Origin of the sequence: Buchnera aphidicola (Brachycaudus tragopogonis), assembly GCF_964059175.1 — a bacterium.
Classification (GTDB): Bacteria; Pseudomonadota; Gammaproteobacteria; order Enterobacterales; family Enterobacteriaceae; genus Buchnera; species Buchnera aphidicola_BM.
Window position 1 is genome coordinate 102,679 of sequence record NZ_OZ060418.1, and the last position, 15,987, is coordinate 118,665.

Genomic DNA, 15,987 nt, shown 5'->3' on the forward strand with positions numbered 1-15,987 from the left:
TTAATATTTTTTAAGAGAAATAAGTACTGTTTTTAAAATTTTTACACACATTTTTAATAAAATGTATTTTAATAATTATTATTGTACAATTTTTTTAATAAAAAAATTATTAAAATAATAAATGAAGCATTTTTTCATATAATATTTATTATAAAGAAGCTACTAAATACATATAATTTAGTAGCATAAACATTTAAAAGATTATTTTTTATCACATTGTGCTCTAAATCTTAACAAGTGATCCATTAATACAATAGCTACCATTGCTTCGGTTATTGGAATAGCTCGTAATCCTACGCATGGATCGTGTCGACCTTTAATAACAATTGGAACGTTTTCATTTTTTTTGTTTATTGTTTTTCCTGGTTTCCGAATACTTGAAGTTGGTTTAAATGCTGTTTTTAAAATAATTTTTTCACCATTACTAATACCCCCTAAAATTCCTCCAGAACGATTGCTTAGAAAACCTTTATCTGTTATTTCATCGCGGTGTTCACTTCCTTTTTGATTTACTACTAAAAATCCGTCTCCAATTTCTACTCCCTTTACCGCATTAATACTCATTAAAGCATGTGCTAAATCAGCATCAAGACGATCAAATACTGGTTCTCCAAGACCGATAGGAACATTTTCAGCGATAATTGTTATTTCGGCTCCAATGGAATCGCCTGTTTTTTTTAGGTATTTGATTAATTTCTCTAGTTCTAAAATTTTTTCAGGATCAGAGCAAAAAAAGGGGTTTTTTTCTACTTCTTCCCAGGATTTAAATAAACATTTTATGTTACCCATAGCAGATAAATATGCGCGTATAGTTATACCGTATTTATAGTTAAGATATTTTTTCGCAATTGCACCTGCTGCAACACGCATAGTAGTTTCACGAGCAGAAGATCTTCCTCCACCACGATAATCTCTAATTCCATATTTTTTTTCATAAGTATAATCAGCATGACCTGGTCTAAATAAATCTTTAATATTACTATAGTCTTCTGAACGTTGATCATTATTATGAATTATTAAGCCAATACTTGTACCAGTGGTAACACCGTTAAAAATGCCAGAAAGTATCTGAACATTATCTAATTCACGACGCGAAGTGGTATAACGAGAAGTTCCTGGTCTTCTACGATTTAAATCGTCTTGTAAATCTTTATGAGATATTTTTAAACCTGGTGGTGTTCCATCAATTATACATCCTAATGCTTCGCCATGTGATTCACCAAAAGTAGTTACACAAAATACTTTTCCAATTGTATTTCCAGACATATATATTCTTCTTATTAAAGTGAAATAGTGCAATACAGAATAAATATAAAAAATGAGTTTTTATTTTGTAAAACATTAAAATTAATAAAATTTCTATATAATTTTATTAATTGAATAATTTTTTTATTTGTTGTTTTTATAAAAACTAAATTATATAATTAATTAAATAAAAAATGTTTATAAAAAAATAAAAATCTATGTTTTAAATATTATTAATATTCTTGGTAAAAACAATTATGAATAAAAATAGTGAATTTACTGTTAACTCTAATACTTTGTTTCGTCAATTCCTAAATGGTACTCGAGAAATAGTGCAAGATACTATTTTTCATTCTAGAATTGATAAAAAAAATAATACTAATATAGCATCTAATCGTATTATTTTTGAACAAGACGCTCATAGTCATTACTTTTCTCGTGGAAATAAAAAACATTTTTTTAAAGATAACCCTGTTTCTTATATTCGTCATAAAAATGCATATCATATCTTAAAAAATCTACAAAAAGGAAAATATAATCCGGACATTTTTCTTGATTTACATGGATTAACACAGTATCAGGCACAAAAAGAATTAGGAGTATTGATTACTACATGTCAAAAAGAAAAAATTTTTTGTGCACATGTTATGCACGGATACGGTAAACATATTTTAAAGCAACAAACACCTTTTTGGTTATCTCAACATCCAGATATCATAGCTTTTCATCAAGCTCCTAAATTTTTTGGGAATGATGCCGCAATTATAGCTATTATTGATATTAACTCTTAAATATAAATATATTAAATAGGCACACTCTTATTACTGTAATAAAATTAATAATTTTATTATCGTAAATTCTATTTATTATATTTAAATTTTAAGATAACATCATTTATCGTATACGTATCTTCTAATTATAATATGTTTTCTAATATAATAGAAAAATTTTTTTTAAAAACCCGTATGTTTTTGGGTTTTTTTATTTTTCAGAGTAATAATTAATGTTTTTTTTATAAAATAAAAAATATTTCAAGGAACGTTTAATATGTTTGATAATAATCGTGTACGTATAGCGATGCAAAAAACTGGTCGTTTAAGCAGTGATTCTATAAAGTTGCTAACATGCTGCGGAATTAAAATTAATTTAAAACAGCAAAAACTAATAGCTTTTGCTGAAAATATGCCTATTGATGTTATGTTAGTACGTGATGATGATATTCCTGGATTAGTTATGGATGGTGTCGTTGATTTAGGAATTGTTGGAGAGAATGTTTTAGAAGAAGAGTTATTAAACAGAACTTCTCAAAAATTAGAATGTTCTTATATAACTTTAAGGCGTTTAGATTTTGGAATTTGTAGATTATCTTTAGCACTTCCAGTCAGTACTGTATATTCTGATATTACATGTTTTAAAAATACTAGAATTGCAACCTCATATCCTAATTTACTAAAAAAATATTTAGATAAAAAAAATATTATATTTAAATCATGTATGTTAAATGGTTCAGTTGAAGTAGCTCCCAGAGCTGGATTAGCTGATGCTATTTGTGATTTAGTTTCAACAGGAGCAACATTAGAAGCAAATGGTTTACGTGAAGTACAAATTGTATATCACTCTCATGCCTGTCTCATCTGCAGGACTGGAGATATTAATAACATAAAAAAAGAAGTTATTAATAAATTAATGACACGTATTAAAGGTGTTATTAAAGCTCGTGAATCTAAATATATCATGCTACATGCCCCTGTAAATAAATTAGAAGAAGTTATCTCTTTACTGCGAGGAGCAGAAAGACCAACTATTTTAAAATTAGCTGGTGATGATGATCGAGTAGCTATGCATATGGTGAGTAGTGAAACGCTTTTTTGGGAAACCATGGAAAAATTAAAATCTTTAGGAGCTAGTTCAATTTTAGTTTTGCCGATTGAAAAAATGATGGAGTAAAAAAATAATGCAATATTTTAAAGATATTATTTATTGGAATAAATTAAATACTGATGATCAAAAAATAATTTTATCAAGACCAGTTTTAAAAGAAAATAGCTCTATAAAAAAAATTGTTCAAGAAATTATAGAAACTGTAAAAATGACAGGTGATCAAGCTTTAAAAGAATATGCTTTATTATTTGATAAATATGAAAATAATAAATTTGAAGTTCTTGAGAATAAAATTATTGAATCTTCGTATAACATTAGTAAAGAATTAAAAAAAGCAATTCTCAATGCAAAAAAAAATATTAGATGTTTTCATGAAGCTCAAATACCTTCAAAAATAGATATTGAAACACAAATTGGAGTGCGTTGTCAGCAAGTTTGTTTACCTTTAAATTCTATAGGAATCTATATTCCTAGCGGAACAGCACCTTTATTTTCGACTGTATTAATGCTTGCAATACCTGCTAAAATTGCTGGTTGTAAAGAAATTGTGCTTTGTTCTCCTCCTCCTATTAGTAATGAAGTACTTTATACATCACATATTTGTGGTATAAAAAAAATTTTTCAAATCGGAGGAGCTCAAGCTATAGCAGCACTTGCTTTTGGTACTCAAACTATTCCTAAAGTAGATAAAATTTTTGGACCTGGAAATGCTTATGTAACAGAAGCAAAATTGCAAGTTAGTTCTCTTTTCAACGGACCAGCAATAGATATGTTGGCGGGACCTTCAGAATTATTAGTTATTGCCGATCATTTTTCTAATCCAGATTTTGTTGCTGCTGATTTATTATCACAAGCTGAACATGGTTTATCTTCTCAAGTAATATTATTGACTCCATCTGAGGATTTAGCACAAAAAGTGCTTATTTCTATTAATAAGCAGTTAAAAAAATTATCTAGATTGTCAGAAATACTGATAGCACTAAAAAATAGCGCAATTATTATTACTAAAAATTTATTACAATGTGCTAAAATATCAAACTTATACGCGCCTGAGCATTTAATTATTCAAACACAATCACCAAGAGAAATACTCAATCACATTTTTAATGCTAGTTCCATTTTTTTAGGCCCATGGTCTCCTGAATCTGCAGGTGATTATGCATCTGGAACAAATCATGTTTTACCTACATATGGTAGGTCTATTACTCATTCTGCTTTAGGATTACCTGATTTTCAAAAGCGTGTCTTAATACAAGAACTAACTTCTCAAGGGTTAATGAACTTATCTAGTACTCTTAAAACATTATCTTCTGCAGAAAAACTTGAAGGACATAAAAATGCTGTAAAAGTTCGTATCGATTTCTTAAAGGAAAAAATATGATAGATGATTTTATTAAATTAGCTAGAAATAATATACAAAAATTAGAACCTTATCAGTCTGCGCGACGTATTGGAGAAGGACGTAGTGGTGATATATGGTTAAATGCAAACGAATCACCTACATCTGTATTTTTTAAATTAAAAAAAAAATCATTTAATCGTTACCCAGAATGTCAACCAAAAGAATTAATATCTTACTATGCTAATTATGCTAATGTATCTTGTGATCAAGTTTTAGTGACAAGAGGGGCAGATGAAGGGATTGAATTGTTAATTAAAGCCTTTTGTGAACCAGGAAAAGATGCAATTATTTACTGCCCTCCTACATATGATATGTATGGTATAAATGCCCGAATACATGGAGTGAAAATAAAAGAAATTCCCACTATTAAAGATAGTTGGCAATTAGATTTATTAAATATTAAATCGAATTTAAATAGCGTAAAATTAGTATATATTTGTAATCCTAATAATCCTACTGGTAATATTATTTTAAAACAAGATCTTATATCATTACTTAAAATGACTTTAGGACATTGTTTGATTATAATTGATGAGGCGTATATCGAATTTTCTCCTCAAGAAAGTATGACGCGTTATTTAAACGCATACCCTAATTTAGTAATTTTAAGAACACTTTCAAAAGCTTTTGCTTTAGCGGGAATAAGATGTGGTTTTGCTTTAGCTAAAAAAAACATTATTAACATTTTGAATAAAGTTATCGCTCCTTATCCAATATCTATACCTGTTGCTGATATAGCTATTCAGTCCTTAGAGACAGATTATATTGAATTTATGAAAAATAGAGTATTCGATTTAAATTCTAATCGCGTTTTTTTAATGAATGAGTTAAATAAGCTTGCTTGTGTAGAAAAAGTTTTTGAAAGTCATGCTAATTATATATTAGTACAGTTTTTTATGTTTGAAAAAATTTTTTATACTTTATGGGATAAAGGAATTGTGTTAAGAAATCAAAATGATAAAATTAATTTAAAAAAATGTCTAAGAATATCTATAGGAACACGTTTAGAATGTTTCCGTTTAATTCAAGAACTTCAATTTTTTTCTAAAAAATAAAGTTTTTAAAGAGGTATTCATGAAAAATAAAATATTATTTATTGATCGAGATGGTACGTTAATAGATGAACCAAGTAATGATTATCAAGTCGATTCGATAAGTAAATTAGTATTTAAAAATAATGTGATTTCTTCATTACGAAAATTGATAAAATTTAATTATAAACTAATTATGGTTACAAACCAAGATGGACTTGGTAGTAAAAACTTTTCTTGGACAGATTTTAATATACCCCATTTTTTTATGCTAAATATTTTTCGTACAGAAGGAATCATATTTGATGATATATTAATTTGTCCACATTTTTTAGAGGATAACTGTATATGTCGTAAACCAAAAACAAAAATGGTAGAACCATGGTTATCTAAGATGGATGCAAAAAATAGCTATGTTATTGGTGACCGAGACACAGATATGGAATTTTCAAAAAATATTCAAGTCCCAGGAATTCAATACAAAGAAAATACATTTAATTGGAGAGACATTACAAAAAAAATTATAAATAGCAATAGATATGCAGAAGTTTGTAGAATTACAAAAGAAACTAATGTAAATATACAAGTATATCTAGATTCAGAAGAAAAAAGTAAAATTAAAACTGGTATAAATTTTTTTGATCACATGTTAGAGCAGTTATCAGTACATAGTGGTATTTGTATGCATATTTTCGTAAAAGGTGATCTTCATATTGATGATCATCATACAGTAGAAGATACAGGTATTGTATTAGGCGAAGCATTATTGCAATCTTTAGGAAAAAAAAATGGTTTATGTAGATTTGGTTTTTATTTACCTATGGATGAAAGTCGATCGAATTGTATAATAGATATATCAAATCGTCCATATTTAAAGTTTCAAGCTAACTTTAATTATAAAATGGTTGGTGATCTTAATACTAGTATGATTGAACATTTTTTTTATTCTCTTTGTTACTCTATGAAGATCACATTGCATTTATTTGCAGAAGGTAAAAACGATCATCATTGCGCTGAAAGTTTATTTAAAGTATTTGGACGCGCATTACGTCAAGCTATCAAAATTGAAGGAAATGTTTTACCGACATCTAAAGGAATTCTATAATGAATGTAGTTATCATAGATACGGGCTCTGCTAATTTAACTTCAATTAAAGTAGCTATTAAAAGATTAGGTTATAATCCTATAATTACTTCTGAACCTTCTATAGTATTAAGGTCTAATAAAGTTTTTTTACCTGGAGTAGGTACTGCTTCTGCAGTGATGAAATTTTTATTTGATAAAGGATTAGTTAACATTATTAAAAAATTGACGCAACCAATTTTAGGGATATGTTTAGGTATGCAACTGCTTTGTAGTTTTAGTGAGGAGTGTGAAGGAGTAAAAACTATAGGTGTAATGAAATCTTCTGTATTACGTTTGCGGGCGCATAATTTACCGCTACCACATATTGGATGGAATAAAATTAAATTTAATTATTCACATCCTTTATTTAAAAATATAATTAATAATTCAAGATTTTATTTCGTTCATAGTTATATAGTACCTATTAACACATATACATTATCTACTACAGATTATAGTGTTAATTTTAGCTCAGTGATACAAAAAAATAATTTTTTTGGTGTTCAGTTTCATCCAGAAAAATCTGGAAATATAGGATCACAATTGTTAAAAAACTTTTTGGAGATGTGATTTTATGATTATTCCTGCATTTGATTTTATCGATGGTGAAGTGGTACGTTTATATCAAGGTAATTATTCTAATAAAAAAAAATATGATATACACCTCCGGTCTTGTTTAGAAGAATACCAATTGAAAGGAGTAAAAAATATTCATTTAGTAGACTTAGATGGAGCAAAAAATAGTTGTAACAGACAATTAGAATTTTTTAAAAAAATATTATCTTGTACTACTATTCCTATTCAAATAGGAGGGGGTATCAGAACGGAGGAAGACATCAGTAAGCTTTTAAATTTAGGTATTGAAAAAGTGGTTATTGGTTCCTCTGTGATAAAAAATAAAAATGAAGTAAAAAAATGGTTTGAAATATACGGTGCAGATAAAATTGTTTTAGCATTAGATGTATACATTGATAGTAATAATAATAAAGAAGTATATATTCATGGTTGGAAAAAAAAATCTAAAATTACTTTAGAAGAAATTATTGAATATTTTTCACCCAATGGATTAAAACATGTATTATGTACTGATATATCTAAAGATGGAACATTATTAGGTCCAAATATTAAATTATATAAGGAACTTTCAAATTCTTTTAAAAACATAAAATTTCAAGCATCTGGAGGAGTAGGAAAATTAGAAGATATTATATCTTTAAAAAAAACCGGGGTTGATAGTGTTATTATTGGTCGTAGTTTGTTAGAAAAAAAAATCAGAATAGAAGAGGCGTTGCAATGCTGGCAAAACGAATAATAGCATGTTTAGATGTGAGTAACGGTGTAGTAGTTAAAGGAATACAATTCCAGAATCATGAAATTGTAGGCGACATTATACCTTTAGCTCAACGCTATGCAGATGATGGTGTAGATGAATTGGTTTTTTATGATATTAGTGCTGCAATAAATAATAAATTAGTTAATCGAAGCTGGATAGAACGTGTAGCTAAAGTAATTAATATTCCTTTTTGTGTTGCTGGAGGAATTAAAAGTGTAGAAGATGCAAAAAATATTTTATCTAGCGGTGCAGATAAAATATCAATTAATTCTTCAGCATTAATAAATCCTGATTTAATAACTAAGATGTCTGATCGTTTTGGTGTTCAATGTATAGTAGTTGGTATTGACTCTTGGTTTGATCAAGTACGAAAAAGTTATATGGTTCAACAATATACAGGAGAGATTACTAAAACATATCAGACTAATTGGAAAACATATGATTGGGTTAAAGAAGTTCAAAAAAAAGGAGCAGGTGAAATTGTTTTAAATATGATGAATAAAGATGGTTTACAAAAAGGTTATGATCTTTTACAGCTTAGTCAAATACGATCTATTTGTAAGGTTCCTTTGATTGCTTCAGGAGGTGCCGGAAGAGCAGAACATTTTTATGATGCATTTGATCAATGTAACGTTGATGGTGTTTTGGCAGCATCTGTTTTTCATAAAAATATAGTAAATATAAAAGCATTAAAAAATTTTTTAATTCAAAAAGGAATGGAGATTAGAGCGTGTTAAAAACAGAAGATTTATTAAATCTAAATTGGACAAAAACTAATGGTATGGTTCCTGTAATTATACAAAATTATCTTTCAAATCAAGTTTTAATGCATGGTTATATGAACCAAGAAGCTTTGTCAAAAACTCAGAAATGTGGTTTAGTAACATTTTATTCTCGCACTAAAAAACGTTTATGGACTAAAGGAGAAGAATCAGGATGTTTTTTAAAAGTTATCGAAATTACGGCAGATTGTGATTATGATACATTATTAGTGCTAGTTGAACCTACAGGTAAAACATGTCATTTAGGGAATGTTAGTTGTTTTCTTCCTACAAAATCTAATATCAATTTTTTATTCCATTTAGAAGAGATTATAAAAAATAGAAAAAACGTATATAGAAGTAATTCGTATACATATGAATTATATAAATCTGGTACTAATCGTATAGCACAAAAAGTAGGTGAAGAAGCTATAGAAACAATTTTAGCAGCTATGCAAAAAAATAAAAATGAATTAATTAATGAATCTTCAGATTTAATTTATCATTTAATTGTATTATTACATGATCAAAATTTAAATTTAAACATTGTTTTAAATAATTTAAAAAAAAGAAATCAAGAACAATTGTTTGGTGACTGCAAATAAATTTACTGATTTTCTTAATAAGCAAAACACTAAAAGTTAATTTATAATATTTCAATTTCACAAAAAAATTCAATTATATAAATATATATATCTTATATGTAATAATCTCTATTACTTGAAAAATATTAAATCAATAATATGCAAGTAACTTTTTCTTTTTTATTTAAATATCACAAAAAAATTATACAAGAAATTTATCTGTACTTTAAATTGATAGAAGAACTGTTTTAATATTTTATTTTTAATCAATGAAAAATTGAAAATGTTTAAAATATCATTTATTGTGTAAGAGATAAAATAAAATATAGTAATTTATGAAGACATGTATTGTATTTTTAGCATATTTTAGTTGGAGAAAAAAATGTCAAAACAACAAATTGGTGTTGTGGGAATGGCAGTAATGGGACGTAATTTAGCATTGAATATCGAAAATAAAAGTTATACTGTTTCTATATTTAATAGAACAGCCTCAACAACAGAAGATGTAGTCAATAAAAATCCAGGAAAGAATATTTTTCCATATTTTTCTATTAAAGATTTCGTTAATTCACTTATAAGACCTAGATGTATTTTATTAATGGTACAGTCAGGAAAACCTACTGACGAAACTATTCAATCAATTATTCCTTATTTAGAAAAAGAAGACATATTAATTGATGCAGGTAATACTTTTTATAAAGATACTGTACGAAGAAGTGATGAGTTATCTAAATATGGTATTAATTTTATTGGTATGGGGGTATCTGGAGGTGAATTAGGAGCATTACATGGTCCATCAATTATGCCTGGAGGTCAAAAAGAAGCATATAAACTTGTCTCTTCTATGTTAAAGAAAATAGCAGCTAAATTTCAAAATGAATCATGTGTAAGCTATATTGGTCCCAATGGATCTGGTCATTATGTAAAAATGGTACACAATGGTATTGAATATGGTGATATGCAATTAATTGCAGAGTCATATTTTTTATTAAAACATTTATTACATTTAAATAATCAAGAGTTATCAGATACATTTTCTGAATGGAATAAAGGGGAATTAAATAGTTACTTAATTAACATAACAAAAGACATTTTTATTGAAAAAGATAATAATGGTAAATATTTAATAGATATTATCTTAGATGTAGCAGAAGATAAAGGAACTGGAAAATGGATTAGTCAAAATGCTTTGGAACTTCGCGAGCCTCTTTCGTTAATTACTGAATCTGTTTTTTCACGTTATTTATCATCTCTTAAAAAACAACGCATAACAGCATCAAAAATATTAAAAGGACCTAATATAAAAGCATCAATTAAAAATCGAAATGATTTTATTGAAGAAGTTAGACGTGCTTTATATTTAGGAAAAATAATCTCTTATGCACAAGGTTTTGCTCAATTAAAAAAAGCTTCAGAAAAATATTCTTGGTTTTTAAAATATGGTGAAATAGCTAAAATTTTTAGAGCAGGTTGTATTATTCGAGCAAATTTTTTACAAAAAATAACAGAAGAATATTCTAATAATGGAAACATACTTAATTTATTATTAACACCATATTTTTCAGAAATAGCTAACAAATATGAAGAGTCATTGAGAAAAATAGTTGTTTATGCAGTGAAGTATGGTATTTCAGTTCCTACTTTTTCTGCAGCTATATCATACTATGATAGTTATAGATCATTGTATCTACCAGCTAATCTTATTCAAGCTCAAAGAGATTATTTTGGATCACATACTTACCAAAGAATTGATAAACATGGTCATTTTCATACAAATTGGTCTATAAAAAAATAATATTAATTATTATAATATTCAAAAAAACTTATATATCTATATTATATTTCATCGATGTTGCTCAATTATTAAAATTAAATAGCAGACGATGTTAAAACATATCTCTGCTATTGTAATTTATTTTATTAAAAAATATATTTTAAACGCATATTTATTAAAAATATATTTATTATATAGTAGGTGCGAAAATGCGTTTATGCGATAAAGACATTGAAGAATGGTTGAAAAGAAAAGAATTAATTATTACACCTTATCCTGACAAATCATTAATTAATGGTGTCACTATTGATATACATTTAAGTAACAAATTTCGTTTTTTTTATGATCACACAAAAGCCTGTATTGATTTAAGTAATTCAAAAAAAAGTATAGCTTTAGCATTATCTGAGGTTATGAGTGAAGAAATATTCTTTTCTAAAGAAAAACCGTTGTTTTTACAGCCAGGTTCTTTAATTTTATCTTCGACATTTGAATATATTAAAATTCCTAATAATTTAGTAGGTTGGTTGGATGGTCGATCATCTCTGGCTCGTCTTGGTCTAATGATTCATGCCACTGCACATCGTATTGATCCAGGATGGGAAGGGAATATTGTTTTAGAAATTTTTAATGCTGGAAAATTAACTTTAGTTTTACGTCCTAATATGAAAATTGCAGCACTTAGTTTTGAAGTTCTTACTCAATCAGTTTTACGTCCTTATTATTCTCGTCATGAGTCTAAATATAAAAGTCAAAATGGAGTAGTTCCTAGTCGTATCGATGAAGAATAAATTTGTTTTTATTTAAAAAGAATAGTTTACGATTGATTTTAATTTGTATATGATATTTTTTATTTAAAGAATTATAATATTATGTCAACTTTGTTTAGAAAAATTCTAGTGACTTGTGCTTTACCTTATGCAAATGGTTCTATCCATATAGGTCATATGCTTGAACATATTCAAGCAGATATTTGGGTACGTTATCAAAGAATGCGTGGTCATGAAGTTTGGTTCGTATCCGCTGACGATGCTCATGGCACCGCTATTATGTTAAAATCTAAAAATTTAGGAATATCTTCTAATCAATTAATTAAAAATGTTAAAAAAGAACATCAAATAGATTTTGTTAATTTCAATATTTCTTACGATAATTATCATTCTACGCATAGTATAGAAAATTTATCTTTATTAAGAAAAATATTTGTGTGCTTAAATCAGAAAGGTTTCATTCACGAAAAAATAATTTCTCAATTTTATGACAATGTTAAAAAAATATTTCTTCCAGATAGATTTATAAAGGGTACATGCCCAGTTTGTAAGTCAGAGAATCAATATGGTGATAATTGTGAAGAGTGTAGTTCAATTTATGAGCCTATAGATTTAATTAACCCAAAATCTGCTATTTCAGGAAAAAAACCTATTCTAAAAAATACTAAACATTTATATTTTGATTTAACTTTTTTTTCTAATTTTTTAAAAAAATGGATATACTCTGGTGTTTTGGAAAATTCTGTTATTAAAAAAACAGAAGAATGGTTAAAGATAGGTTTAAAACCATGGGGAATTTCTCGAGATGCACCATATTTTGGATTTAAAATTCCCAAATTTTCTGATAAATATTTTTATGTCTGGCTTGATGCTCCTATCGGTTATATAAGTGCTTTTAAAAATCTTTGCTTTAAAAATAAAAAATTAAATTTTCATGAATTTTGGAATGAAAAATCGAATTATGAGTTATACCATTTTATTGGTAAAGATATTATTTATTTTCATACTTTATTTTGGCCCTCAATATTAGAAGCTGTTTCTTTAAGAAAACCTAATGGTATATTTGTACACGGTTATCTTACAATGAATGGATTGAAATTATCAAAATCACGTGGCTCTTTAATTACAGCTAGTGATTGGATCAAGCATCTTGATTCAGATAGTTTACGTTATTATTATGCTAGTAAATTATCTAATAATATTAATGATATTGAAATGAATTTAGAAGATTTTCTTTATAAAATTAATAGTGATATTGTAAATAAATTAGTAAATTTAGCATCAAGAAATGCTAGTTTTATTAATAAATATTTTAATGGATATTTATCTAATGAATTGCATAATAATAAATTATATCAGTATTTTATTGACGTTAGTGGTAAAATAGAAAATTTTTTAGAAAATCGTGAATTTAGTTGTGTAATAAGAGAATCTATGAAATTAATAGATATGGCTAATCAATACATTAATGAAAAAAAACCATGGAAAATTGAAATAAAAGAAAAAAATATGAAGGAATTACAAAACATTTGTACTATGGGAATTAATTTATTTAGATTGGTCATGATTTTTTTAAAACCTATATTACCTGATTTAGCGATCAAAACAGAATCGTTTTTAATGTCTGATTTAACCTGGAAAAATATTAAAAATCCTCTTTTATCTCATAAAATAAATAAATTTACACAACTATACAAACGTATTAGTTCTGAGAAAATTTCTCAATTAATGAATTTGTATAAATAAAAAAGATATTTTTTTGTATTTAATATAGTAAGAATTATATATTTATTTTTTGAATAAAAATATTTTAATAGAACGAAAATGAACAGTTTTCTTTTGAAAAAAAATCATTTTTCCATGTAATCGTCCATGTTTCTTTGTGTATATTATTCATATTGACAACAAAGACTCCTAATGCACTAACAAAAATATTATTGTAAAATAATAGCGGAATTTGATTACGTAACCAAGGAGGAATATTTTTTTCTTGCCAAATTTTTTTTATTTTTCTTTTTTTATTTCTTCCTAAAATTAATATATTATCTTCATATTGAAAGCGAATATTAATTAATTGATTATTTTTAGGTTTCGGAAGAGCAACTCCATTCTTATCTTGTACTAAATAGCCTAAAGTATTAGGAAGAGTTAGACGATAATTAACATCATGCCAGAATAAAAATTGATTTTTAAGACTTGGTTGTGTTTTAATAAAATAAAGTGAATCCTTATAGCGTCTAATTTCATTTGTTTTTAAAATTATTTTAGGATTTGCATCTTTTCGACTAAAAAGCATTTGGTAATAAATACATTGAATGTTCTTATATGATGGCATTTTTATTGTTTTTAAGGAAATCCAATGTCTAATTAGAGCCGTAGCAAGTTCTTTTTGCATGTTTTTTAATGTTTTAACATTTAATGAGCCATCAAATTTTATATAATTATTGATTTTTTCATGAAGTAAGTTTTTTAAAAGTGCTGTTTCTTCTTGACATATATTCATAGCACGTAAACAATTATTTAGAAAAAAAGGCCATTTTTTTTCTAAGACAGGAATAATTTTTTTTCTTATAAAATTGCGATCATAATTAATATTTGAATTGCTAAAATCTTCAATCCATTTTAAGTTTTTATGATAAGCCCACGATGATAAAGTTTTTTTTGTTGTATTTAAAAATGGTCGTATTATTGTTTTAGAACCTAATATGGTCTTAAAAGACATACCAGAAAGTCCAGTAGGGCCGCTACCTCTTTTCAAAGATAAAAAAAATGTTTCACATTGATCATTCATGTGATGACCTGTAAGTAGTATTTCATTCAAAAATAAGTGTTTATAAATAATAGTATACCGTTTTATTCTTAATTTTTCTTCAAGATTTTTTTCATTTTTATCAACGTGAATATTTTCAATAATGAGTGGAATTTTATGTATTAAACAAGTATTTTTACAATGTTGTACCCATTCCTTTGAATGAAAAGTAAGATTATGATTAATATGAATAGCACGTATTTTAATTTGAGGTACTTTTTTTTTTATTTTTAAAAATTGATGAAGCAGTACTGTGGAGTCTAATCCTCCACTATAAGATATTAAAAATGATTTGTTTTTATATTTATTAATAATTGTTTCAATCAAATAAAAGCACCTATTATAAAAATTATGTTTTAATTTTTTTATACGTTCGAGTGGACTTGAACCACTAACTTCTACCATGTCATGGTAGTGCTCTAACCAATTGAGCTACGAACGTAAACAATTTAAAAAAAGAATATTATTATATGTATATTTTTATAATTTAAATTATATATTATTATTGATATAATATACAAATTTTTTTATTTATAACAAAATAAAATTTATTTTCCATATTTTTATTAATATATATATAGATTAAATTAATTTAATAATATTATTTTAAGGAAATATTATGTTTACAGGTATTGTAAATGGAATTGGTACTGTTCTATCTATAAAAAAGAAAAAAAAAAGTAATAGTTACATGGTTCAAATCCCGTTTAATTTATCTAAAGATTTAAAAATAGGTGCTTCAGTAGCTCATAATGGATGTTGTTTAACCATAAGATTAATTGATAATAATTATATAGTATGTGATGCAATAGAAGAAACTTTAAAAAATACTAATTTAGCAATATTAAATGTTGGAGATAAGGTTAATATTGAAAGATCTGTAAAATATGGGGATGAAATTGGTGGACATATAATATCTGGTCACATTATTAATACAATTCAGGTTTCTAAAGTATTAAATTTTGATAATAATTATGTTTTATGGTTAAAAGTTAATAATATGAAATTAATGAAATATATTTTTTATAAAGGATTTATTTGCATTGATGGAATAAGCTTAACTGTTGGAGACATTATTAAGGATGAATTCTCTGTTCACATTATACCTCAAACTTTATTATCTACTACAATAAAAGACAAAAAAAATGGTAGTATACTGAATCTAGAGATTGATTTTTATACAAAAACAATCGTAGATACAACAGAACGTTTAATTCAAAAAAGAATATAAAATATACTATTTGTTTTTTAAAAATTTAATTTTTTAAAAGT

At 26.1% G+C, this 15,987-nt stretch carries 14 protein-coding genes, 1 tRNA gene and 1 pseudogene; 13 read left to right on the forward strand and 3 right to left on the reverse strand.

Translation table 11 applies throughout. The features are described from left to right. Positions 1 to 201: 201 nt before the first annotated feature. A complete protein-coding gene (gene aroC / locus AB4W64_RS00505) occupies positions 202 to 1,266 on the reverse strand; it encodes a chorismate synthase (protein ID WP_367678108.1) in 1,065 nt (354 codons plus the stop codon). Positions 1,267 to 1,502: 236 nt separating this feature from the next. Here aroC and smrB point away from each other — a divergent pair. From smrB to metG, 12 genes and pseudogenes are all read left to right on the forward strand, one after another. After that, a pseudogene (gene smrB / locus AB4W64_RS00510) lies at positions 1,503 to 2,101 on the forward strand (endonuclease SmrB). A 191-nt stretch (positions 2,102 to 2,292) separates the two neighbouring features. Continuing rightward, the gene (gene hisG, locus AB4W64_RS00515; protein WP_367678109.1) at positions 2,293 to 3,192 is read left to right on the forward strand and encodes an ATP phosphoribosyltransferase; all 900 of its coding nucleotides are present in this window, start codon (positions 2,293 to 2,295) and stop codon (positions 3,190 to 3,192) included. Between the two features lie 7 nt (positions 3,193 to 3,199). Continuing rightward, positions 3,200 to 4,507 carry a histidinol dehydrogenase gene (hisD, locus tag AB4W64_RS00520; RefSeq protein WP_367678110.1) on the forward strand — a complete coding sequence of 436 codons (1,308 nt, stop codon included), beginning with the start codon at positions 3,200 to 3,202 and terminating at the stop codon, positions 4,505 to 4,507. Further along, positions 4,504 to 5,583: a histidinol-phosphate transaminase gene (gene hisC / locus AB4W64_RS00525; RefSeq protein ID WP_367678111.1), complete on the forward strand. Its 1,080-nt coding sequence runs from the start codon at positions 4,504 to 4,506 to the stop codon at positions 5,581 to 5,583. The genes hisD and hisC overlap by 4 nt, the downstream gene beginning before the upstream one ends. A 19-nt stretch (positions 5,584 to 5,602) precedes the next feature. Next, on the forward strand, positions 5,603 to 6,664 hold the full coding sequence (gene hisB, locus AB4W64_RS00530) for a bifunctional histidinol-phosphatase/imidazoleglycerol-phosphate dehydratase HisB (RefSeq protein ID WP_367678112.1): 1,062 nt from the start codon (positions 5,603 to 5,605) through the stop codon (positions 6,662 to 6,664). After that, complete coding sequence (hisH, locus tag AB4W64_RS00535; protein ID WP_367678113.1) at positions 6,664 to 7,254, forward strand: imidazole glycerol phosphate synthase subunit HisH; 591 nt, start codon at positions 6,664 to 6,666, stop codon at positions 7,252 to 7,254. The genes hisB and hisH overlap by 1 nt, the downstream gene beginning before the upstream one ends. 4 nt (positions 7,255 to 7,258) lie before the next feature. Further along, positions 7,259 to 7,996 (forward strand): 1-(5-phosphoribosyl)-5-[(5-phosphoribosylamino)methylideneamino]imidazole-4-carboxamide isomerase, encoded by a 738-nt coding sequence (hisA, locus tag AB4W64_RS00540; protein WP_367678114.1) that lies wholly within the window; start codon positions 7,259 to 7,261, stop codon positions 7,994 to 7,996. Beyond that, positions 7,978 to 8,754, forward strand: a complete 777-nt coding sequence (gene hisF, locus AB4W64_RS00545; protein ID WP_367678115.1) for an imidazole glycerol phosphate synthase subunit HisF — start codon at positions 7,978 to 7,980, stop codon at positions 8,752 to 8,754. Before hisA ends, hisF begins: the two co-directional genes overlap by 19 nt. Next, positions 8,748 to 9,383, forward strand: coding sequence for a bifunctional phosphoribosyl-AMP cyclohydrolase/phosphoribosyl-ATP diphosphatase HisIE (hisIE, locus tag AB4W64_RS00550; protein WP_367678116.1), 636 nt, complete (start codon positions 8,748 to 8,750; stop codon positions 9,381 to 9,383). The genes hisF and hisIE overlap by 7 nt, the downstream gene beginning before the upstream one ends. A 361-nt stretch (positions 9,384 to 9,744) precedes the next feature. Then, the gene (gene gndA / locus AB4W64_RS00555) at positions 9,745 to 11,157 is read left to right on the forward strand and encodes an NADP-dependent phosphogluconate dehydrogenase (RefSeq protein WP_367678117.1); all 1,413 of its coding nucleotides are present in this window, start codon (positions 9,745 to 9,747) and stop codon (positions 11,155 to 11,157) included. A gap of 188 nt (positions 11,158 to 11,345) precedes the next feature. Continuing rightward, positions 11,346 to 11,927 carry a dCTP deaminase gene (dcd, locus tag AB4W64_RS00560; RefSeq protein WP_367678118.1) on the forward strand — a complete coding sequence of 194 codons (582 nt, stop codon included), beginning with the start codon at positions 11,346 to 11,348 and terminating at the stop codon, positions 11,925 to 11,927. Between the two features lie 81 nt (positions 11,928 to 12,008). Then, positions 12,009 to 13,652, forward strand: a complete 1,644-nt coding sequence (gene metG / locus AB4W64_RS00565; protein ID WP_367678119.1) for a methionine--tRNA ligase — start codon at positions 12,009 to 12,011, stop codon at positions 13,650 to 13,652. A 64-nt stretch (positions 13,653 to 13,716) separates the two neighbouring features. Here the strand turns inward: metG and tilS are convergent, their stop codons facing one another. Both tilS and AB4W64_RS00575 read right to left on the reverse strand, forming a co-directional pair. After that, the gene (gene tilS, locus AB4W64_RS00570) at positions 13,717 to 15,042 is read right to left on the reverse strand and encodes a tRNA lysidine(34) synthetase TilS (protein ID WP_367678120.1); all 1,326 of its coding nucleotides are present in this window, start codon (positions 15,040 to 15,042) and stop codon (positions 13,717 to 13,719) included. A 41-nt stretch (positions 15,043 to 15,083) separates the two neighbouring features. Further along, positions 15,084 to 15,157: transfer RNA gene (locus AB4W64_RS00575), tRNA-Val, on the reverse strand. Positions 15,158 to 15,334: 177 nt separating this feature from the next. On the opposite strand from AB4W64_RS00575, the gene AB4W64_RS00580 reads away from it, so the two are divergent. Further along, the gene (locus AB4W64_RS00580) at positions 15,335 to 15,946 is read left to right on the forward strand and encodes a riboflavin synthase subunit alpha (RefSeq protein WP_367678121.1); all 612 of its coding nucleotides are present in this window, start codon (positions 15,335 to 15,337) and stop codon (positions 15,944 to 15,946) included. Positions 15,947 to 15,987: the final 41 nt, after the last annotated feature.

What these genes read in the sequence shown, in the direction of transcription:
- aroC (WP_367678108.1), bottom strand. Translation starts at nt 1,266, where the DNA reads ATGTCTGGAAATACAATTGGAAAAGTATTTTGTGTAACTACTTTTGGT.
- hisG (WP_367678109.1), top strand. Translation starts at nt 2,293, where the DNA reads ATGTTTGATAATAATCGTGTACGTATAGCGATGCAAAAAACTGGTCGT.
- hisD (WP_367678110.1), top strand. Translation starts at nt 3,200, where the DNA reads ATGCAATATTTTAAAGATATTATTTATTGGAATAAATTAAATACTGAT.
- hisC (WP_367678111.1), top strand. Translation starts at nt 4,504, where the DNA reads ATGATAGATGATTTTATTAAATTAGCTAGAAATAATATACAAAAATTA.
- hisB (WP_367678112.1), top strand. Translation starts at nt 5,603, where the DNA reads ATGAAAAATAAAATATTATTTATTGATCGAGATGGTACGTTAATAGAT.
- hisH (WP_367678113.1), top strand. Translation starts at nt 6,664, where the DNA reads ATGAATGTAGTTATCATAGATACGGGCTCTGCTAATTTAACTTCAATT.
- hisA (WP_367678114.1), top strand. Translation starts at nt 7,259, where the DNA reads ATGATTATTCCTGCATTTGATTTTATCGATGGTGAAGTGGTACGTTTA.
- hisF (WP_367678115.1), top strand. Translation starts at nt 7,978, where the DNA reads ATGCTGGCAAAACGAATAATAGCATGTTTAGATGTGAGTAACGGTGTA.
- gndA (WP_367678117.1), top strand. Translation starts at nt 9,745, where the DNA reads ATGTCAAAACAACAAATTGGTGTTGTGGGAATGGCAGTAATGGGACGT.
- dcd (WP_367678118.1), top strand. Translation starts at nt 11,346, where the DNA reads ATGCGTTTATGCGATAAAGACATTGAAGAATGGTTGAAAAGAAAAGAA.
- metG (WP_367678119.1), top strand. Translation starts at nt 12,009, where the DNA reads ATGTCAACTTTGTTTAGAAAAATTCTAGTGACTTGTGCTTTACCTTAT.
- AB4W64_RS00580 (WP_367678121.1), top strand. Translation starts at nt 15,335, where the DNA reads ATGTTTACAGGTATTGTAAATGGAATTGGTACTGTTCTATCTATAAAA.